Raw genomic sequence first — 19,007 nt, forward strand, 5'->3', positions numbered from 1 at the left:
AGCAGGGCAGCAGGGCAGCAGGGCAGCAGGGCAGCAGGGCAGCAGGGCAGCAGGGCAGCAGGGCAGCAGGGCAGCAGGGCAGCAGGGCAGCAGGGCAGCAGGGCAGCAGGGCAGCAGGGGGACGGTGACCGTCGCAGGGTCGGGGCGGCAAGCGCAGGAGGACGACCGGGACAGCACCCGCAGCGCGGGCAGCCGGGGCGGCACCCGTGGCCGGGACGGGCGGGGGGGGCACCCGTGACCGGGATGGGCAGGGCAGCACCCGCGACCGGGACGGGCAGGGCAGCACCCGCAGCCGGGACGGGCGGGCGGCACCCGTAGCCGGGACGCGGGGGCAGCACCCGCGACCGGGACGGGCAGGCAGCACCCGCGACCGAGACGGGCGGGGTGGTGGGCCCAGGGGAAGGGGGTGGGGGTTGTTGGGGGGAGGGGGAGGGGAAGGGGACGCGGTGGGGAGGGTTCTGTGCCTAGGGTGGGGGGTCCAGGTGTGGTGAGGGGTAAGGGAGTTGAGCCGTGACGCTCGCGGCGGACGATCCTCAGGTCATCGGGGAGTACCGGCTCCTCGGCCGGCTCGGGACCGGTGGCATGGGGACCGTTTTCCTCGGGAGGTCCCCCTCGGGGCGTGAGGTCGCCGTGAAGGTGGTCCATGAGCAGTTCTCCGCCGACCCGGACTTCCGGGTGCGGTTTCGGCAGGAGATCGCTGCTGCGCGGCAGGTCAGCGGGGCGTTCACCGCGTCCGTGGTCGACGCGGACGCGGAGGCGGTGCGGCCGTGGATGGCCACGCAGTACGTTCCCGGGCCCACGCTCGCCCAGCTGCTGGAGGAGCAGGGGCCGCTGGGCGAGGCCGAGTTGAGACTGCTGGCGCTCGGGCTGGTGGAGGCGTTGCGGGACATCCACCGGGTCGGGGTCGTGCACCGGGACCTCAAGCCCGCGAATGTGCTGATGGCGGCGGACGGGCCGAGGGTCATTGATTTCGGGGTGTCGCGGGCGGTGGGGAACGCCCCGCTCACCGTCACGGGGAACGTGATGGGGACCCCGCCGTTCATGTCGCCGGAGCAGTTGAACAGCCCTCGGACGGTCGGGCCCGCCTCGGACGTCTTCTCGCTGGCGACGCTGCTCGTGTACGCCGCCGTGGGGCACGGCCCGTTCGACTCCGACAGCCCGTTCATGACCGCGTACGCCGTCGTGCACGAGCCGCCCGTCCTGGACGGCGTGCGCGAGCCCCTGCGCGGGATCCTGGAGTACTGCCTGCTCAAGGAGCCGGACGAGCGGCCCGATCTCGCCGAGCTGACGGGGTTGTTACGCAAGTGGCGGCCCACGGGTGGCCAAGGGGGCACCGAACAAGCCGCCCACTCCGACTCCGACGCCCACGCCGATGCGGACACGATGGTCGTACGTCGGCGGGGCCGCCCCGGCTCCCCCACCACCCCGACCCCTCCCCCGGCCGCGCACCCCCTCCCCCGGCAACCCTGGCTGCCCCGGCGCCCCCGTGCCGCCGTCCTCGCCGTCGCCTCCGGCCTGCTGCTCGCCGCGGGCGCCGGAGTGCTCGTACTCCTGCTGCCCGAGGGGAACGGGGAGGAGGGCAGTGCGAGTACGTCTGCCACTCCCCGGTCCGGGCAGCAGCGGCCCGTGCGGTCCGGGGAGGCGTTGCCCGCCGGGTGGCGGTCCTGGCAGGCCGCGCTGCCGCCCGCGACCGTCGGCGCGACCGGGCCGGTCGAGTCGGTGCGGTGCACCGCGGACGGCACGGCGGCCGTGCACTGCGGGGGCGGTTCGGTGCGTACGGTACGGCTGGACGCGGCGACCGGGACGGTGCTGTGGCGGGCCCCGCAGCCGCCGACCGCCCCGGGCACCCGGGAGATCGGCGACTCCAGCCCCTCCCAACTGGCGGCCGGGAAGACCGTGTTCGTGGTGGAGACGCTGTCGGACACCGCGCACCGGCTGGTCGCGCTGGACTCCCGCGACGGCCACCGCCTCTGGCACCGGCCGGTGGGCGGGCCCACCGGCGAGCCCGCGGTGCTCGGTGGGCTCGTCGTCGCACCCTCCGCCGATCTGCGGGCCGTCGTCGCCCGCGACACCGCCACCGGCGACGCCCGCTGGACCTCGCCGAATCCGGCGGGGCTGGCGTGCGTTCCGTACGTCATCGGCGGGGCGCTGTACGGGACGTGCACGGAACGCGGTGACGAGGGCGGACCCCGTACGTACGTCGGCTGGGCGAGCGGGGGCGGCAGGCGGACCGTCCTGACCGAGCGCGAGCGGGGCCGCGACCAGGACCAACTCGGTCTTTCGGGCGGGATGTTGGTCTTCGCGAAGTGGGGCAGGGCCGGTGATGTCGCCCAGCACGCGCATCACGAGGGCAGTTTCTCCGCACTCGTCCTGGTCGACCCGTCCGGCACCCGCGCCCCGCGCACGGTCCGGCTGTCCGGCACGCCGCAGGGGCGGCCGGTGCTGCGCGGCGACACGGTCTACTTCGTGCACCACTGGGGCACGGTCTCCGCGTACGACGCCCGCGACGGCGGTGTGCGCTGGACGCGGAACACCGGGGTGCGCGGGCTCGGTGCGCCGGAGACGGACGCCGGGGGCACGACGCTGTACGTGCCGAGCCTGAGCGGGCGGGTGGTGGCGCTCGACTCCCGTACGGGTGAGGAGAGATGGCGGTCGGGGCACCGCGGGGCGCCCCCGGCCGCGTACCACGACACGAGCGTGCTGCGGGTGGGCGGCGCGCTCGTCGTCACGGGGACCGGCGGCGCGGTCTTCTCCCTGGACCCGCACGACCCGAACCTGCGCCCCGGCTCGGACGACCCGCCGGGCACGGACCCCGGACCGCCGCCCCCTCCCCCGCCCAGCCCGCGGGACGGGGGAGGTCAGCCGCAAGGGCCGGTCGGCTAGCCCAGCTTGGAGACGTCGCGGACCGCGCCCTTGTCGGCGCTGGTGGCCATGGCGGCGTACGCGCGCAGGGCCTGGGAGACCTTGCGCTCGCGGTTCCTCGGGGCGTAGACGCCGCCGAGGGCCGCGTCCCGCTCCGCCAACTCCTCGTCGGAGACCAGGAGTTCGATCGTACGGTTGGGGATGTCGATGCGGATGCGGTCGCCGTCCTGGACCAGGGCGATGGTGCCGCCCGAGGCCGCTTCGGGTGAGGCGTGGCCGATGGAGAGGCCCGAAGTGCCGCCGGAGAAGCGGCCGTCGGTGATCAGCGCGCACTGCTTGCCGAGCCCGGTGCCCTTCAGGTACGAGGTCGGGTACAGCATCTCCTGCATGCCCGGGCCGCCCTTGGGGCCCTCGTACCGGATGACGACGACGTCGCCCGCCGTGACCTCCTTGAGGAGGATCTTCTCGACGGCCTGCTCCTGCGACTCGCAGACGACGGCGGGGCCCTCGAAGGTCCAGATGGACTCGTCGACGCCCGCGGTCTTCACGACGCAGCCGTCGACGGCGAGGTTGCCGCGCAGGACGGCGAGGCCGCCGTCCTTCGAGTACGCGTGCTCGACGGACCGGATGCACCCTTCCTCGGCGTCCGTGTCGAGGGTGTCCCAGCGCTCGGACTGCGAGAAGGCGGTGGCGGAGCGGACGCAGCCGGGGGCGGCGTGCCACAGCTCGACGGCCTCGGGGGCCGGGGAGCCGCCGCGGACGTCCCAGTTCTTGAGCCACTCGGCGAGGGAGGCGGAGTGCACGCTGTGCACGTCCTCGTTGAGGAGGCCGCCGCGGTGGAGCTCGCCGAGGATGGCGGGGATGCCGCCCGCGCGGTGGACGTCCTCCATGTAGTACGTACGGTTCTTGCCGACGTTCGGCGCGACCTTCGCCAGGCACGGGACGCGGCGCGAGATGACGTCCATCTCCGGGAGCCCGTAGGCGACTCCGGCCTCCTGGGCGGCGGCCAGGAGGTGCAGGATCGTGTTGGTGGAGCCACCCATGGCGATGTCGAGGGCCATGGCGTTCTCGAACGCGGCGTAGGTGGCGATGGAGCGCGGGAGGACGGTCGCGTCGTCCTGCTCGTAGTGCCGCTTGGTGATCTCGACGATGGTGCGGCCCGCGTTCTCGTACAGCGCGCGGCGGGCGGTGTGGGTGGCGAGGGTGGAGCCGTTGCCGGGGAGGGCGAGGCCGATGGCCTCGGCGAGGCAGTTCATGGAGTTGGCCGTGAACATGCCCGAGCAGGAGCCGCAGGTGGGGCAGGCGTTCTCTTCGATACGGAGCATGTCCGCGTCGGAGATCTTGTCGTTGACGGCGTCCGACATGGCGTCGACCAGGTCGAGCGTGCGGACGGTACCGTCGACGAGGGTGGCCTTGCCGGACTCCATGGGGCCGCCGGAGACGAAGATCGTGGGGATGTTGAGGCGCAGGGCCGCCATCAGCATGCCGGGGGTGATCTTGTCGCAGTTGGAGATGCAGATCAGGGCGTCGGCGCAGTGGGCCTCGACCATGTACTCCACGCTGTCCGCGATGAGGTCGCGGGAGGGGAGGGAGTAGAGCATCCCGCCGTGGCCCATCGCGATGCCGTCGTCCACGGCGATGGTGTTGAACTCGCGGGGGACCGCGCCGGCGGCGTGGATCGCCTCGGAGACGATCCGGCCGACGGGGGCGAGGTGGGTGTGGCCGGGGACGAACTCGGTGAAGGAGTTGGCGACCGCGATGATCGGCTTGCCGATGTCCTCGCTCGCTACACCGGAGGCGCGCATGAGCGCGCGGGCGCCTGCCATGTTGCGGCCGTGGGTGACGGTGCGGGACCTCAGCTCGGGCATCGGGGTTCACTTCCCAGGAGTACGGATCGGGTGTGTCTGCGTACGGTACGACTGGCGTCGAGCGTACGCCTAGATTCCGGGATGTGGACGGGGAGTCCGGATCGCGGGACGGATGTTCGGGTGGGGGGCTCCGGGGACCAGTGGGTTACTGCTCGGTCAGATAGCGCTGGAGGGTCGGGGCGACCAGCGCCACGATGTCGTCCACCGGGGCGGAGGCCAGGGGCTCGACGCGCAGGGCGTAGCGGACGACCGCGATGCCGACCATGTGGGAGACCGCCAGCTCCGCCCGGAACGTGGGGTCGGGGACCTCCAGGTCCGCCGCGATCCGCTCCAGGAGGCGGCGGAGCACGAACCCGCGCAGCACCTTCGCCGCCGCCTCGTGCGTGAGGGCCGAGCGGACGATGGCCAGGAGGGGGCCCCGGGTCGCCGGGTTCTCCCAGACGGAGAAGAAGTAGCGGGCGATGCGCTCGCCGATGCCGTCCGGCCCCTGCCCGACCAGGGCTTCCATGGCGAGGGCGGGTTCGAAGGACACCTCGACGGACGCCGCGAAGATCTCGTCCTTCGTACCGAAGTAGTGGTGGACGAGGGCGGAGTCGACTCCGGCGGATCGGGCGATCCCCCGCACGGAGGTCTTGTCGTACCCGCGTTCGGCGAACTCGGCGCGGGCCGCGTCCAGGATGCGGTCGCGGGCCGCGGGCGCCGCGTCCGATTGGGTACGGGACGGGCGTCCCCTGCGACGCGGGCCCGCCGGGCCGTCCGTGGTCATGCGCCCCGCGCTCCCGGGGCGGGCGGCACCGGCGCCGACGCCAGGTGCAGGCGCGTGAAGGCGAGCGCCTCCGCGAGGTCGGCCTCGCGCTCGGCGGAGGACATGGCCCGGCGGGTGTTGACCTCGACGACGACGTGCCCGTCGAAGCCGGTGGCCGCCAGCCGTTCCAGGAGTTCCGCACAGGGCTGGGTGCCGCGCCCCGGGACCAGGTGCTCGTCCTTGGCGGAGCCGTTGCCGTCGGCGAGGTGGACGTGGCCGAGCCGCTCGCCCATGCGGTCGATCATGGCCATGGCGTCGGTGCGGGCGGTCGCCGTGTGGGAGAGGTCGACGGTGAAGTGCCGGTAGTCGTCCTTCGTCACGTCCCACTCGGGGGCGTACGCGAGCATCTCGCGGTCCTTGTACCGCCACGGGTACATGTTCTCGACGGCGAAGCGGACGTCCGTCTCCTCGGCCATCCGCCAGATGCCGGTGACGAAGTCGCGGGCGTACGAGCGCTGCCAGCGGAAGGGCGGGTGCACGACCACCGTCGACGCGCCCAGCTTCTCCGCCGCCGCCCGGGCCCGCTGGAGCTTGACCCACGGGTCCGTCGACCACACCCGCTGCGTGATCAGCAGGCACGGCGCGTGCACGGCGAGGATCGGGACGCCGTGGTGGTCGGAGAGTCTGCGCAGCGCTTCGACGTCCTGGCTGACGGGGTCCGTCCACACCATGACCTCGACGCCGTCGTAGCCGAGGCGCGCGGCGATCTCGAAGGCCGTCGCGGTCGACTCCGGGTAGACGGAGGCGGTGGACAGCGCGACCTTCGCATCGGGGATGCGCACGGCCGGTACGGACTCGGGTACGGCCCGCGGCACGATCCCCGGCGCCGCCGACGGTTCCGCTGGTTTCGCCACTTCTGCCACGAAGGACAGCGTACGGTCCCCCTCCCGCCGGGGTGCGGCGAGGGGGCGGGACCCTCAGGACGGAGCGAGCCGATCCAGCCGCCGCAGGATGACGCCCTCCCGCAGCGCCCACGGACAGATCTCCAGCACGCGCACCTCGAACAGGTCCATCGCCCCCTCCGCGACCAGGGCTCCCGCCAGGAGTTGGGGCGCGCGCTCGGCGGAGACGCCGGGCAGGTGGGTGCGCTGCTCGGCGGTCATGGCGGCCAGTTTCGGCACCCACTCCTGGAGCGAACTGCGGCTCAGTTCACGCTGTACGTACAGGCCTTCGGCCGACCGCGCGGCCCCGCCGATCCGGGCGAGCTGGCGGAAGGTCTTGGAGCTCGCCACGACGTGGTCCGGCGGCCCGAAGCGGGCGAACTCCCCGACCGTACGGGCGATTTCGGCACGTACGTGCTTGCGCAGGGCCCGTACGTCCTGGGCGTCCGGCGGGTCGCCGGGCAGGTGGCCTGCGGTGAGGCGGCCGGCGCCGAGCGGCAGGCTGACGGCGATGTCCGGGTCCTCGTCGATGCCGTACGCGATCTCCAGCGAGCCGCCGCCGATGTCGAGCAGCAGCAGCTTGCCCGCGGACCAGCCGAACCACCGGCGGGCGGCGAGGAAGGTGAGCCGGGCCTCGTCCTCCCCCGACAGCACCTTCAAGTCCGCCCCGGTCTCCTCCCGCACGCGCGCGAGGACGTGGTCGGCGTTGGTGGCCTCCCGCACGGCCGAGGTGGCGAAGGCGATGACGTCCTCGCACCCCTTGTCCTCGGCGGCCTGCATGGCCTGCCGCACCGTGCTGACCAGCCGGTCTATGCCGGCCGGGGCCACCGCACCGTCCCCGTCCAGCAGCTCCGCGAGGCGCAGTTCCTCCTTGTAGGAGTGCGCGGGGAGGGGGCGGGCGCCGCGATGGGCGTCCACCACGAGCAGGTGCACCGTGTTCGAACCGACGTCGAGGACTCCGAGTCTCATGTACGGAACGCTACTGCGGCGCGGCGCACAGGTTCCTGCGCCTACCCTTGCCCCGTGCCAAAGACGAAAAAGGCGAAGCCGGGAAAAGCGACGAAGCAGTCGGAAGCGGGCGCGGCGGTGGATGCGGTGGTGACTGACGAGCAGGGTCTGGACTTCGCCCGCGCGTGGGTGGAGTTCCCGGACCCGGAGGACGAGGAGCAGGTCTTCCGCTGCGACCTGACCTGGCTGACGTCGAAGTGGACGTGCATCTTCGGCAGCGGCTGCCAGGGCATCAAGCTGGGCCGCGCGGACGACGGCTGCTGCACGCTGGGGGCGCACTTCTCGGACGAGGACGACGAGAAGCGGGTCGCGGGGCACGTGGCCCGTCTCACCCCCGACATCTGGCAGTTCCACGACATCGCGCAGACCTCGAAGGGCGTGAAGGGCCCGAACGGCGGCTGGGTCCAGACCGACGAGGACGGCGACCGCCAGACGCGCCGCTGGGAGGGCTCCTGCATCTTCCAGAACCGCCCCGGATTCGCGGGCGGGGCGGGCTGCTCCCTGCACATCCTCGCGCTGCGCGAGGGCAAGGAGCCCCTCGAAACGAAGCCGGACGTGTGCTGGCAGCTGCCGGTGCGGCGGACGTACGACTGGGTGGAGCGCCCGGACGACACGAAGATCCTGATGGTCACGATCGGGGAGTACGACCGGCGCGGCTGGGGTCCGGGCGGCCACGACCTGCACTGGTGGTGCACGTCGGCGACGTCCGCGCACGGGGCGGGCGACCCTGTCTACGTCTCCTACCGGCCCGAGCTGACGGAGCTGATGGGTGCGGGCGGCTACGCGAAGCTGGCGGAGCTGTGCGAGGCGCGGCTCGCTTCCCAACTGCCGTTGGTGGCCCCGCATCCGGCGGATCCGAAGCGTTAGCCGGTACGGGGCGGGGCGGGGCCTCTTGGGACGCGCGTCCGGCGCGGGGGCTGGGCGGGGGCTCCCGGGCGGGGCCGGTAGCGGGAGGGGCCGCCCCCTTGCCCGCCCGTCCCGCCCCCGGGGGGCGGCCCCGCCGCCCAAGGGGGCTGGGGGGATGGCTGCCCGGAGGGCATGCCATCAGGGGCGCGGGGCTGTTTCGATGTGCGGCTCCGCCGCGTGGGCGCGACCAGCCACCCACCCACCCGCACGGAAACCCCTAGCGCGAAGCCCCCGGTGTCGCCGACGGCACCGGCTCCGGGCTCCCGGAAGGACTCGGCTCCCCCGACGGCGAAGCCGACCCGCCCGGCTCCGTGGGCGGCGACGACGGCGGCTGCGTCGGCGGATGCGTAGGCGGCCCGGACGGCGGCGAAGTCGGCGGAACAGTGGGCGGCGAGGTCGGCGGCTGCGTCGGCGGAACAGTGGGCGGCGCCGACGGCCCCCCGGACTCCCCGCCCGACGACGACCCCTCCGACCCCCCGCCCGACGAGGGCACGGGCCCCGGCACCCCTGCCCCCCTCCCGCTCACCGACACCACCGCCCCGCACGGCGACACCCCCACCCGCGCCGTCCACGCCTCCAGCGGTTCCCGCTCCCGGTCCACCGTCACGTACACCGTGACCGACTCCCCCGGCGCCAGCACCCCCGAACCCCTGCTCAGGTGCAGCCACGGCGCGTTGGCCCAGATCGACCACGCCAGTGGCCCGTCCCGGGACGCGCTCAGCCGGACCACCGTGGCCCCGCCCGAGGACTCCGCCGTCACCGTGAGCCGCCCCGCACCGGGGGCGGGCGGCCGCCCGGGGGTGAGGACCTTCACCGCGACGTCCCGCACCCCGCTGCCCGTGGAAAGACTGGGGTCGGGCCCGTTGCGCGCGCTCCCGGCGTTCTCGTACGCGTCCCCGCCGTCCCCTTCGTACGGCGAGCCGTCCCTCCCCACCGCCCCTTCCTTCTCGCTCGCGGTGACGGAAGCGCCCCGGTGCCCCTCCCCCGTCGCGGGCGCCCGGTACGCCGCCCACAGGGCCAGCACCGGTGCGGCCACGACGGTCGCCACCACGGTCGTCGTCACGGCCCGGGTCCGCAGCCGTTCGCGCCGCGCCGCCCGGTCCTTGGGGTCCAGCGGAAAGCCGTCGCGGTCGAAGCGCGGAGTGCCCCCGCGCGGCACCCTCGGGGCGTGCAGCATCGCCATGTACGCCGCCGAGCGCGGCGCCGCGACCAGCGGCAGCCGCCCCGGGGACGCGCCGGTGCCCGGCCAGGGCCCGCCCGCCCCGGCCCGCTCGGCGGCCCGGCGGCACAGGGGGCACTCGTCCACGTGCCGGACGAGCTCCCCGCGCAGGGCGGTGCTGAGCAGCACCTGGTCGTCGCCGGTCAGCCGGGTCACCGTCGGGCAGGCCCCGCTCTCGACCACCAGCAGCGCCGCCCGGGTCCGCTCGACCTCGCAGGCCGCGGCGGCCAGGAGTTCGCGGGCCGCCGGGTAGTCGAGCCCCAGCACCGCCGCGACCTGCCGGGCGCCGAGCCCGTGCCGTACCGCCAGCTCCAGGGCTTCCCGCTGCTCCGGCGACGTCCCGGCGGCCTCGGGCCAGGCGAGCCGGGCCAGGTCGGCGTGCCGGGCGCGGGCGACGCTCCCCTCGACCGGAAGTTCCGGTTCCGGTACGGCCAAGGGCGGGCGGTGGGCCTGGTGGCCGCCGTGCGAGGCCTGCCGACGCCGCTTCTCGTCGGCGAGGCGGCGCAGACAGGCCCAGCGGGCCAGCGCGTACAGCCAGGCCCGGCGTTCCGGTTCACCGGCGGGGCTGCGGGTGAAGCTGCGCTCGGACAGGGCCAGCACGTCGCCGAGCACGGCGGTGGCCACGTCGTGGTCGCGCAGGACGGACAGGGCGTAGGTGAACAGTCCGTCGAGATACGGCTCGTAGCGGCTCGGCGGCCGCTGGGCCAGGGTGCGGGGGGCGCGCCGGTGGGCCCGGTGCGCGCCGGTGCTGCTTTCGGTCACGCCCGCGCTACCGGTGGTGCCGGTGGGTGGTGTGGGGCGCGTGGGGTGCTGCTCCCGCCTGCTGGTCGTCACCCGGCCGACCGTAGGGGCGGTACGGCCGCCCCCTCGCTCCCCTTGAGCCCTTTTAATCCGTACGGGTGAACAGATCCCTCAAAAGGGGACAGGAATCCCTCATTCCGCCCCTTTCTGTCCCGTACCAGTGGCCTATGCCCTCACGCCCCGTGGCGGTGCCCGGGGCCGGGTTGTCAGACCCCCTCTGTACGGTGACGCCATGGCTGCCCGTACAAAATCCGCGAAGGACCGGCCGTCCTACCGCTGCACCGAATGCGGCTGGACGGCCGTGAAGTGGCTCGGCCGCTGCCCCGAGTGCCAGGCCTGGGGGACGGTCGAGGAGTACGGCGGCGCGCCCGCGGTCCGTACGACCGCGGCCGGCCGGGTCTCCACGGCCGCACTCCCCATCGGCCAGGTCGACGTCCGTACGGCCACGGCCCGCTCCACCGGGGTGCCCGAGCTGGACCGGGTGCTCGGCGGCGGTCTGGTGCCCGGCGCGGTGGTGCTGGTCGCGGGCGAGCCGGGCGTCGGCAAGTCGACGCTGCTGCTCGACGTCGCCGCGAAGGCCGCCGACGACGAGCACCGCACGCTGTACGTCACGGCGGAGGAGTCGGCGAGCCAGGTCCGGCTGCGCGCGGACCGGATCAAGGCGGTCAGCGACCACCTCTACCTGGCGGCCGAGACCGACCTGGCCGCCGTCCTCGGCCACCTCGACGCGGTCAAGCCCACCCTCCTGATCCTCGACTCCGTGCAGACCGTCGCCTCCGCCGAGCTGGACGGCGCGCCCGGCGGCGTCGCCCAGATCCGGGAAGTGACGGCGGCCCTGATCCGGGCCTCCAAGGAACGCGGCATGGCGACCCTGCTGGTCGGCCACGTCACCAAGGACGGCAACATCGCGGGCCCCCGCCTGCTGGAGCACCTGGTCGACGTCGTCCTCTCCTTCGAGGGCGACCGGCACGCGCGCCTGCGCCTGGTCCGGGGCGTGAAGAACCGGTACGGAGCCACCGACGAGGTCGGCTGCTTCGAACTGCACGACGAGGGCATCACGGGCCTCGCCGACCCCTCCGGCCTCTTCCTCACCCGCCGCGACGTCGCCGTCCCCGGCACCTGCCTGACCGTCACCCTGGAGGGCCGCCGCCCCCTGGTCACCGAGGTCCAGGCCCTCACGGTCGACTCGCAGATCCCCTCCCCCCGCCGCACCACCTCGGGCCTGGAGACCTCCCGCGTCTCGATGATGCTGGCGGTCCTCGAACAGCGCGGAAAGATCAGTGCGCTCGGCAAACGCGACATCTACTGCGCGACGGTCGGCGGCGTAAAACTCACCGAGCCCGCCTCCGACCTCGCCGTCGCCCTCGCCCTGGCCTCCGCCGCGTCCGACACCCCGCTCCCCAAGAACCTGGTCGCGATCGGCGAAGTGGGCCTGGCCGGGGAGATCCGCCGGGTCACGGGCGTCCAGCGCCGCCTCGCCGAAGCGCACCGCCTGGGCTTCACGCACGCCCTGGTCCCGAGCGATCCGGGCAAGGTTCCGGCGGGCATGAAGGTGACCGAAGTCGCCGACATGGGAGCCGCTCTGCTGGCCCTTCCGCGCCGGTCTCGCGCACAGGCCCCACGGAGCGAGGAGGAGCGCCGGTAGACTTTGCCCTGGTCTCGCCTGTCCACCGCGTACGCGAGGCGAAGTTGACCGCCCCTGCCAGGGGCGGCCCCGACCCGTGACCCCCGTATCCGGAGGAGTGCAGTGGCAGCCAACGACCGGGCCTCATCACCCGGAAAGTCCGGCGGAGGCTCCAGCAACTCCGGCTCTGGCAACGAGGCCCAGATCCGCGCCTCGCTGAGCGCCGTCGCCCCCGGGCAGGCCCTCCGCGACGGCCTGGAGCGCATCCTGCGCGGCAACACCGGCGGGCTGATCGTCCTCGGCATGGACAAGACCGTCGAGTCGATGTGCACCGGCGGCTTCGTCCTCGACGTCGAGTTCACCGCCACCCGCCTGCGCGAGCTCTGCAAGCTCGACGGCGCGCTGATCCTCGACAAGGACATCACCAAGATCCTGCGCGCGGGCGTGCAGCTGGTGCCGGACGCCTCGATCCACACCGAGGAGACGGGCACCCGCCACCGCACCGCGGACCGCGTCTCCAAGCAGTGCCACTTCCCCGTCGTCTCCGTCTCGCAGTCGATGCGCCTGATCGCCCTGTACGTGAACGGCGAACGCCGCGTCCTCGAAGAATCCGCCGCGATCCTCTCCCGCGCGAACCAGGCCCTGGCCACGCTGGAGCGCTACAAGCTCCGCCTGGACGAGGTCGCGGGGACCCTCTCCGCCCTCGAAATCGAGGACCTTGTCACGGTCCGCGACGTGACGGCGGTCGCCCAGCGCCTGGAGATGGTGCGCCGGATCGCGACCGAAATCGCCGAGTACGTGGTCGAGTTGGGCACGGACGGCCGCCTGCTCTCCCTCCAGCTGGACGAGTTGATCGCGGGCGTCGAGCCGGAGCGCGAACTGGTCGTACGCGACTACGTCCCCGAGCCGACGGCGAAGCGCTCCCGCACGGTGGCCGAGGCCCTCACCGAACTCGACGCGCTCTCCCACAGCGAGCTGCTCGAACTCCCCATCGTGGCGAGGGCCCTGGGCTACAGCGGATCCCCGGAGACCCTGGACTCCGCGGTCTCCCCGCGCGGCTACCGCCTCCTGGCGAAGGTGCCGCGGCTGCCCGGGGCGATCATCGAGCGACTCGTGGAGCACTTCGGCGGGCTCCAGAAGCTCCTCGCCGCGAGTGTGGACGACCTCCAGACGGTCGACGGCGTCGGCGAGGCCCGCGCCAGGTCGGTCCGCGAGGGGCTCTCCCGCCTCGCCGAATCCTCCATCCTGGAACGCTACGTCTGACCCCACGCTCGCTCTGCGGTCGCACCCTTTAGGGGCGTGGGGCCGTGCTCCAGGGGCACGGGGCTGTGCTCTGCGTCTCCGCCGCGCGGTCGCGCCCCTTCAGGGGCGCGGGGAACTGCGCGCCCAGCCACCCACTCACCCGCACGGACCCGTGCAATCGCCGCGCGGCGAGCGCTTTAGGTGGAGGGGCGGGTCCGGGGCCTCTCTGCCTGAGCCGGGCGGGGCCGCATGTCCGGTACGGGGGCGGGCCCGGGCCCCTTTGGACGCGCACCCGGAGTCGGGGCGGAGCCAGGGGCGGCACCCGGGTGGGCCGGGAGCGGGAGGGGCCGCCCCCTTGCCCGCCCGTCCCGCCCCCGGGGGCGGCCCCGCCGCCCAAGGCGGCTGGGGGAAGGGGGTGGGCGCAGCCCGAGGGGGCGGGGCCGCAAGAGGGGGCCCAAGGGGGCCGGCTGGGGAAGCAGAGGGGTGGAGGGGTCAGTCCTTCTGGAGGGAGATGGAGGCGGGGAACTTGGCTCCGGAGAGCTCCACCACATAGGTGCCCGGCGCCACCACACCACCCACCGGAGCATCACACTTCGCCGCATCACTCGGCTTGCGGTCCCACGTGACGACCCGCGTCACCTGCCCCTTCGCCGGAAGCTGGAAGAAGGCATTCCGCGCGCCCTTGACGCAGTCCTTCGAGGACCAGACCTTCTCGCTCGCGTCGTTCTTGACGGTGACGACCGCTCCCTCGGGCCCCAGGTCCACCTTGCAGGCCCCCGCCGACGTGTTCTTCGCGGTCACCACGAACTTCGCGGGCTCGTCGACCGGCACCTGCACCTTCAGCGCGCTGAGCGTCAACTCCACTGCCCCGGATGCACAGTTGGGCAGGGATGAATTCGCCGGAAGCTGCTGCCCGGTCCCACCGGCACCACCAGCACCACCGGCCCCGCCCGTCTCCGTACCACCGGAGCCCGAGCCGGAACCGGAGGAACCCGAGGAGCCGGAGGATCCGGAACCCGATCCGGACCCCGTACTCCCGCCGTCCGCATCCCCGTTGCCGCCCCCGGTCTCCCGCCCACCAGGCTCCCCCGGCACGACGGGTCCCGTGGCCGACGGGCCCGGGGTGATGGAGGCGGCGGGCGAAGGACCTCCCTTGCCCTTGCCGTTCTTGTCGTCGTCTCCCCCTCCGGAGAGCACGATCCACAGCACCAGCACCACCAACAGCGCCAGCAAGGACAGCCCGACGGCCCTCCGTCGCCAGTAAATGGAGGAGGGGAGCGGCCCGACTGGATTACGCAGAGATCCCACGGCCCGAACTCTACGAGAGAAGAGGCCCCAACTCCTGCCCCACCCGCCGCTGTCACGACAACTTTTGCCGATCATCATCCTGGCTGACGATCCCGCACTCGACTTTCGTCATGCTCCGTCACGCACAGCAGTCGACGATCGGCGATTGTGAACGCCGCCCGTCCATTCCGTAACGTCTGGGGGCATGGAAACCAGCAGCGCGCTCTACCGCGCCATCCTCAACTTCGCCCACGCCACCCCCGGCTGGTTCCAGTTCCTCGCCGAGATATGGACGGAGCTGGGGCTGCTGGTCTTCGCCGGCCTCTTCCTCGTCGTGTGGTGGCGTTCGCGCGGCGACAGTGCGGCGTCGGTGGCGGTCGCGGTGCTCGCGCCGCTGGCGACGGGGGTGATGTACGTGGCGAGCGAGCTGCTGAAGACGTTCATCACGGAGGACCGGCCCTGCCGGGCGGTGGCGCGGGCGGCGAAGCCGCTGGTGGAGTGCCCGGCGGTGGGCGACTGGTCGTTCCCGAGCAACCACTCGGTGATCGCGGGCGCGGCGGCGGCCGGGCTGATCCTGGCCTGGCCCCGGCTCGCGCTGTTCGTCGCGCCGATGGCCGTGCTGATGGCGCTCTCGCGGGTGTTCGTCGGCGTGCACTACCCGCACGACGTGCTGGTCGGCCTGCTGTTCGGCGGGATCGGCGCGGCGGTGCTGGTGTGGGTGTCGGCGCGGCTGGCGCAGGGCGTGATCATGTGGATGCGGGCGTCCAGCGTCGGCCTGCTGGTCTGGTTCGCGGGGCCCGGCGCGGGCCGCCGCTCCAGGAGCCTGACATGAGGGCCGTACAGAGCGGACCCGGCCTGCGGGCCGTACAGAGCGGACCCGCCCTGCGGGCCGGGCGGAGCCGACCGGCCCTGAGGGCCCTCCCCGCCGCACCTGACATGACCGCGCTCACATCATCGGGCGGCTCCGCGTCCCGCCTCGGCCGTCCGCACACCGTTTCGTGCCAGGATCGGAAGTGCCATGACTGCGACCACTGAGTTCACGCCCCAGACCCCGTCCGAGCCCATGTCCGCGACCCCCTCCTCCGCACCAACGACCACCACCGGGACCGCCGCGACCGTGCCCGATCAGCACGGTGGCGATCTGCCCGTCCTGCACCCCGACGTCAACCTCTGGTTTACGGCGAACGCCCGCGACCTCCCCTGGCGGCGCCCCGAAGCGGGCCCGTGGGGTGTGATGGTCAGCGAGTTCATGCTCCAGCAGACGCCCGTCGCCCGGGTCCTTCCGGTGTACGAGCAGTGGCTGGACCGCTGGCCCCGCCCCGCCGACCTGGCCGCCGAGCCGTCCGGCGAGGCCGTCCGCGCCTGGGGCCGGCTCGGCTACCCGCGCCGGGCGCTGCGCCTGCACGGTGCGGCCACCGCCATAACGGAGCGGCACGGCGGCGACGTACCGTCCGAGCACGCCCAGCTCCTGTCGCTGCCCGGCATCGGCGAGTACACGGCCGCCGCCGTGGCCTCCTTCGCGTACGGACAGCGGCACGCGGTGCTCGACACGAACGTCCGCCGGGTGATCGCCCGCGCGGTGACCGGCGTCGAGTACCCGCCGAACGCGACCACCGCCGCCGAGCGCAAGCTGGCCCGCGCGCTGCTGCCCGAGGAGACGGAGACGGCGGCCCGCTGGGCGGCGTCCTCGATGGAGCTCGGCGCACTGGTGTGCACCGCGAAGAACCCGGAGTGCGGGCGCTGCCCGATCTCCGCGAAGTGCGCCTGGCTACAGGCGGGCAAACCCCCGCACGAGGGCCCGGCGCGCAGGACGCAGACGTACGCCGGTACCGACCGCCAGGTGCGCGGGCGGCTGCTCGCCGTGTTGCGGGAGGCCGTGACTCCCGTGCCGCAGAAGGAACTTGACGCCGTGTGGCACGAGCCGGTGCAACGGGCACGTGCCCTGGACGGGCTGGTTTCGGACGGTTTGGTGGAGCCGCTGGCGGGTGGCGTTTACCGGCTTCCGCAGAGTTAAACCTCCCGGAGGGGTTCCGTCGTTACACAACCGATGGACAGCCGTGCGCCCTCCGAGCGCTGACCCGCACAACCCCGTGACAACGCCTCCGTACCTTCATGGACACAGGGGAACGGCAGCCGGAATTGACCACCGGCTGAAAACGGGACGGGACGGAGGCGGTTCGAATGGCGCACGGCGAGGTGCTCGGATTCGAGGAGTACGTACGCACGCGGCAGGAGGCCCTGCTGCGCAGTGCACGCCGACTCGTCCCGGACCCGGTCGACGCCCAGGACCTCCTCCAGACCGCGCTGGCCCGTACGTACGGCCGCTGGGACGGCATCGAGGACAAGTCGCTGGCCGACGCCTACCTGCGCCGTGTCATGATCAACACGCGTACGGAGTGGTGGCGGGCCCGCAAGCTGGACGAGGTCCCCACCGAGCAGCTGCCCGACGCCCGCGTCGAGGACGGCACGGAGCAGCGCGCCGACCGCGCTCTCCTGATGGACATCCTCGGGGTGCTGGCGCCGAAGCAGCGCAGCGTGGTCGTATTGCGGCACTGGGAGCAGATGAGCACCGAGGAGACCGCTGCCGCACTGGGCATGTCTGCCGGTACGGTCAAGAGCACCCTGCACCGGGCACTCGCCCGGCTCCGGCAGGAACTGGAGAGCAGGGACCTGGACGCCAGGGCCCTGGAGCGCGAAGACATGCGTGGTGGAGTGCGGGTCGAACGGGGGCAGGAGCGGTGCGCGGCCTAGGCAGGCGGAGCGATCTGGGGGCGGTGGAGGGGGACGGCCGAGGGGCCTCCCCCGACGACTGCACCACGATCGGGCACAACCCCGGGTCCGTGACCCGGGAGAAGTCCCACCGGAACGTACTGGCGGTGAGTGGAACGGCGATGGCCGGCCTCGCCGCCGTCGGCCTGTTCGGGGTCTCCTGCAGCGCGGGCGGCACCGGTACGCGCGACGAGGGTCCGGCCCGCAGCGACCCGGTCGCGGCCAAGGTCGACCCGACGCCGCAGCCCACCTCCTCCGCGCCGGCGGCCGACGGTTCGTCCGTCCCGGCCGCCCGGACGGACCCGGTGGAGCTGCTGAAGAACGACCCGAAGGTCAGCGAGACGGTCAAGCGCGACCTCAAGCCCTGTGTGAAGGACATCTACCCGGTCGACGCCTCCTACGGGAAGGTCACCGGCAACACCTCGGACGACGTCATCGTGAACGTGATGACCTGCGGTGATGCCGTCGGGATCGGCAGCTATGTGTTCCGCGAGGACAATGGCCGGTACACCAACGTCTTCGTGGCCGAGGAGCCCGCGGTGTACGCGTCGATCGACCGGGGCGACCTGGTGGTGACCCGTCCGGAGTACAAGAAGGGCGACGCGGTGGCGTTCCCGTCCGGTGAGGTGGTCGTGACGTACCGCTGGATGGGGCAGAAGTTCGTCGAGCACGACAAGGTGGAGAACAGCTACAGCAAGGCCGTCGGCAACGGCGACAAGCAGGGCGAGGTGCAGAGCCCCGACCTGGACGCGGAGAAGAAGAAGCGGGCCGAACCGACCCCCGTCGCGCCCGCGCGGACCGACAAGGCCGGCGACACGCCGACTCCCGAGGGCTGACCGGGTGATGTTTCACGTGGAACATCGCCCCTGCCCCCGGGCCGCGTGAGACCGGACCGCGAGAGCACCGGACCACGAGAGCCCGGACCGAGAAGGGCCCGGACCGAGAGAGCAGAGAGCACCGCATGGCCGATACGCACGTCCTGTTCGTCGAGGACGACGATGTGATCCGCGAGGCGACCCAGCTCGCCCTGGAACGGGACGGTTTCACCGTCACCGCGATGCCGGACGGTCTCTCGGGCCTGGAGGCGTTCCGCGCGCAGCAGCCGGACATCGCGCTGCTCGACGTGATGCTGCCGGGCATGGACGGGGTGAGCCTGTGCCGCCGCATCCGTGACGAGTCGACCGTTCCGGTGATCATGCTCTCGGCACGGGCCGACTCCATCGACGTGGTGCTGGGCCTGGAGGCCGGGGCCGACGACTACGTGACCAAGCCGTTCGACGGTTCGGTGCTGGTCGCCCGCATCCGCGCGGTGCTGCGCCGCTTCGGCCACGCGTCGGGCGGGGGCGCGCCGGAGCCCGTGACGGGCGGCGAGGGCGGGGTGCTGACCTTCGGCGAGCTGGAGGTCGACACCGAGGGCATGGAGGTCCGCAAGAACGGCGAGCCCGTCGCGCTGACCCCGACCGAGATGCGGCTGCTGCTGGAGTTCTCCTCCGCGCCCGGCACCGTGCTCTCCCGCGACAAGCTGCTGGAGCGGGTGTGGGACTACGGCTGGGGCGGTGACACCCGGGTCGTGGACGTCCATGTCCAGCGGCTGCGCACGAAGATCGGCCAGGACCGGATCGAGACGGTCCGCGGCTTCGGCTACAAGTTGAAGGCCTGACCCCATTTCCCCCATGACGAGCACGACGGACATGACGAGCCGGACGAGCAGGCCGCGCCCCGCGATGAGCGCCGC

At 73.1% G+C, this 19,007-nt stretch carries 15 protein-coding genes; 9 read left to right on the forward strand and 6 right to left on the reverse strand.

What is annotated here, in order from left to right:
- The first annotated feature begins 510 nt into the window (after positions 1 to 510).
- Positions 511 to 2,883: a PQQ-binding-like beta-propeller repeat protein gene (locus ACIO3O_RS27840; protein WP_401750412.1), complete on the forward strand. Its 2,373-nt coding sequence runs from the start codon at positions 511 to 513 to the stop codon at positions 2,881 to 2,883.
- Here ACIO3O_RS27840 and ilvD read toward each other — a convergent pair.
- The 4 genes from ilvD to ACIO3O_RS27860 form a co-directional block, all read right to left on the reverse strand.
- Positions 2,880 to 4,730, reverse strand: coding sequence for a dihydroxy-acid dehydratase (gene ilvD / locus ACIO3O_RS27845; protein ID WP_401750413.1), 1,851 nt, complete (start codon positions 4,728 to 4,730; stop codon positions 2,880 to 2,882). The genes ACIO3O_RS27840 and ilvD overlap by 4 nt on opposite strands.
- A 145-nt stretch (positions 4,731 to 4,875) precedes the next feature.
- Positions 4,876 to 5,496, reverse strand: a complete 621-nt coding sequence (locus ACIO3O_RS27850; protein WP_401750416.1) for a TetR family transcriptional regulator — start codon at positions 5,494 to 5,496, stop codon at positions 4,876 to 4,878.
- A complete protein-coding gene (locus ACIO3O_RS27855; protein ID WP_401750825.1) occupies positions 5,493 to 6,350 on the reverse strand; it encodes a sugar phosphate isomerase/epimerase family protein in 858 nt (285 codons plus the stop codon). Before ACIO3O_RS27855 ends, ACIO3O_RS27850 begins: the two co-directional genes overlap by 4 nt.
- 102 nt (positions 6,351 to 6,452) lie before the next feature.
- Positions 6,453 to 7,385, reverse strand: a complete 933-nt coding sequence (locus tag ACIO3O_RS27860) for a Ppx/GppA family phosphatase (protein ID WP_401750418.1) — start codon at positions 7,383 to 7,385, stop codon at positions 6,453 to 6,455.
- A gap of 54 nt (positions 7,386 to 7,439) precedes the next feature.
- On the opposite strand from ACIO3O_RS27860, the gene ACIO3O_RS27865 reads away from it, so the two are divergent.
- The gene (locus ACIO3O_RS27865; RefSeq protein ID WP_401750419.1) at positions 7,440 to 8,291 is read left to right on the forward strand and encodes a hypothetical protein; all 852 of its coding nucleotides are present in this window, start codon (positions 7,440 to 7,442) and stop codon (positions 8,289 to 8,291) included.
- A gap of 256 nt (positions 8,292 to 8,547) precedes the next feature.
- Here ACIO3O_RS27865 and ACIO3O_RS27870 read toward each other — a convergent pair whose 3' ends face one another.
- Entirely contained in the window at positions 8,548 to 10,383 is a 1,836-nt protein-coding gene (locus tag ACIO3O_RS27870) for a hypothetical protein (RefSeq protein ID WP_401750421.1), read from the reverse strand.
- Positions 10,384 to 10,582: 199 nt separating this feature from the next.
- On the opposite strand from ACIO3O_RS27870, the gene radA reads away from it, so the two are divergent.
- Both radA and disA read left to right on the forward strand, forming a co-directional pair.
- Positions 10,583 to 11,995, forward strand: a complete 1,413-nt coding sequence (gene radA / locus ACIO3O_RS27875; RefSeq protein WP_401750422.1) for a DNA repair protein RadA — start codon at positions 10,583 to 10,585, stop codon at positions 11,993 to 11,995.
- 102 nt (positions 11,996 to 12,097) lie between these two features.
- Positions 12,098 to 13,237 (forward strand): DNA integrity scanning diadenylate cyclase DisA, encoded by a 1,140-nt coding sequence (gene disA, locus ACIO3O_RS27880; RefSeq protein ID WP_401750424.1) that lies wholly within the window; start codon positions 12,098 to 12,100, stop codon positions 13,235 to 13,237.
- Positions 13,238 to 13,708: 471 nt separating this feature from the next.
- Here the strand turns inward: disA and ACIO3O_RS27885 are convergent, their stop codons facing one another.
- Positions 13,709 to 14,524 carry a hypothetical protein gene (locus tag ACIO3O_RS27885; RefSeq protein ID WP_401750426.1) on the reverse strand — a complete coding sequence of 272 codons (816 nt, stop codon included), beginning with the start codon at positions 14,522 to 14,524 and terminating at the stop codon, positions 13,709 to 13,711.
- Between the two features lie 184 nt (positions 14,525 to 14,708).
- Here ACIO3O_RS27885 and ACIO3O_RS27890 point away from each other — a divergent pair, with 184 nt between their 5' ends.
- The 5 genes from ACIO3O_RS27890 to cseB all read left to right on the forward strand — a co-directional run bounded on the left by ACIO3O_RS27890 (position 14,709) and on the right by cseB (position 18,932).
- A complete protein-coding gene (locus ACIO3O_RS27890; RefSeq protein WP_401750428.1) occupies positions 14,709 to 15,335 on the forward strand; it encodes a phosphatase PAP2 family protein in 627 nt (208 codons plus the stop codon).
- Between the two features lie 186 nt (positions 15,336 to 15,521).
- A complete protein-coding gene (locus ACIO3O_RS27895; protein WP_401750430.1) occupies positions 15,522 to 16,517 on the forward strand; it encodes an A/G-specific adenine glycosylase in 996 nt (331 codons plus the stop codon).
- A gap of 167 nt (positions 16,518 to 16,684) precedes the next feature.
- A complete protein-coding gene (locus ACIO3O_RS27900) occupies positions 16,685 to 17,254 on the forward strand; it encodes a SigE family RNA polymerase sigma factor (RefSeq protein ID WP_189826970.1) in 570 nt (189 codons plus the stop codon).
- Between the two features lie 140 nt (positions 17,255 to 17,394).
- Complete coding sequence (locus tag ACIO3O_RS27905) at positions 17,395 to 18,108, forward strand: hypothetical protein (RefSeq protein ID WP_401750826.1); 714 nt, start codon at positions 17,395 to 17,397, stop codon at positions 18,106 to 18,108.
- Between the two features lie 125 nt (positions 18,109 to 18,233).
- Positions 18,234 to 18,932 carry a two-component system response regulator CseB gene (gene cseB, locus ACIO3O_RS27910; RefSeq protein WP_401750433.1) on the forward strand — a complete coding sequence of 233 codons (699 nt, stop codon included), beginning with the start codon at positions 18,234 to 18,236 and terminating at the stop codon, positions 18,930 to 18,932.
- Positions 18,933 to 19,007 lie beyond the last annotated feature (75 nt).

It is taken from the genome of Streptomyces sp. NPDC087440, from assembly GCF_044744005.1.
GTDB lineage: Bacteria > Actinomycetota > Actinomycetes > Streptomycetales > Streptomycetaceae > Streptomyces.

Coding starts and splice junctions, on each gene's coding strand:
- ilvD (WP_401750413.1), bottom strand. CDS start 4,730: ATGCCCGAGCTGAGGTCCCGCACCGTCACCCACGGCCGCAACATGGCA.
- ACIO3O_RS27850 (WP_401750416.1), bottom strand. CDS start 5,496: ATGACCACGGACGGCCCGGCGGGCCCGCGTCGCAGGGGACGCCCGTCC.
- ACIO3O_RS27860 (WP_401750418.1), bottom strand. CDS start 7,385: ATGAGACTCGGAGTCCTCGACGTCGGTTCGAACACGGTGCACCTGCTC.
- radA (WP_401750422.1), top strand. CDS start 10,583: ATGGCTGCCCGTACAAAATCCGCGAAGGACCGGCCGTCCTACCGCTGC.
- ACIO3O_RS27890 (WP_401750428.1), top strand. CDS start 14,709: ATGGAAACCAGCAGCGCGCTCTACCGCGCCATCCTCAACTTCGCCCAC.
- ACIO3O_RS27895 (WP_401750430.1), top strand. CDS start 15,522: ATGACTGCGACCACTGAGTTCACGCCCCAGACCCCGTCCGAGCCCATG.
- ACIO3O_RS27900 (WP_189826970.1), top strand. CDS start 16,685: ATGGCGCACGGCGAGGTGCTCGGATTCGAGGAGTACGTACGCACGCGG.
- ACIO3O_RS27905 (WP_401750826.1), top strand. CDS start 17,395: ATGGCCGGCCTCGCCGCCGTCGGCCTGTTCGGGGTCTCCTGCAGCGCG.
- cseB (WP_401750433.1), top strand. CDS start 18,234: ATGGCCGATACGCACGTCCTGTTCGTCGAGGACGACGATGTGATCCGC.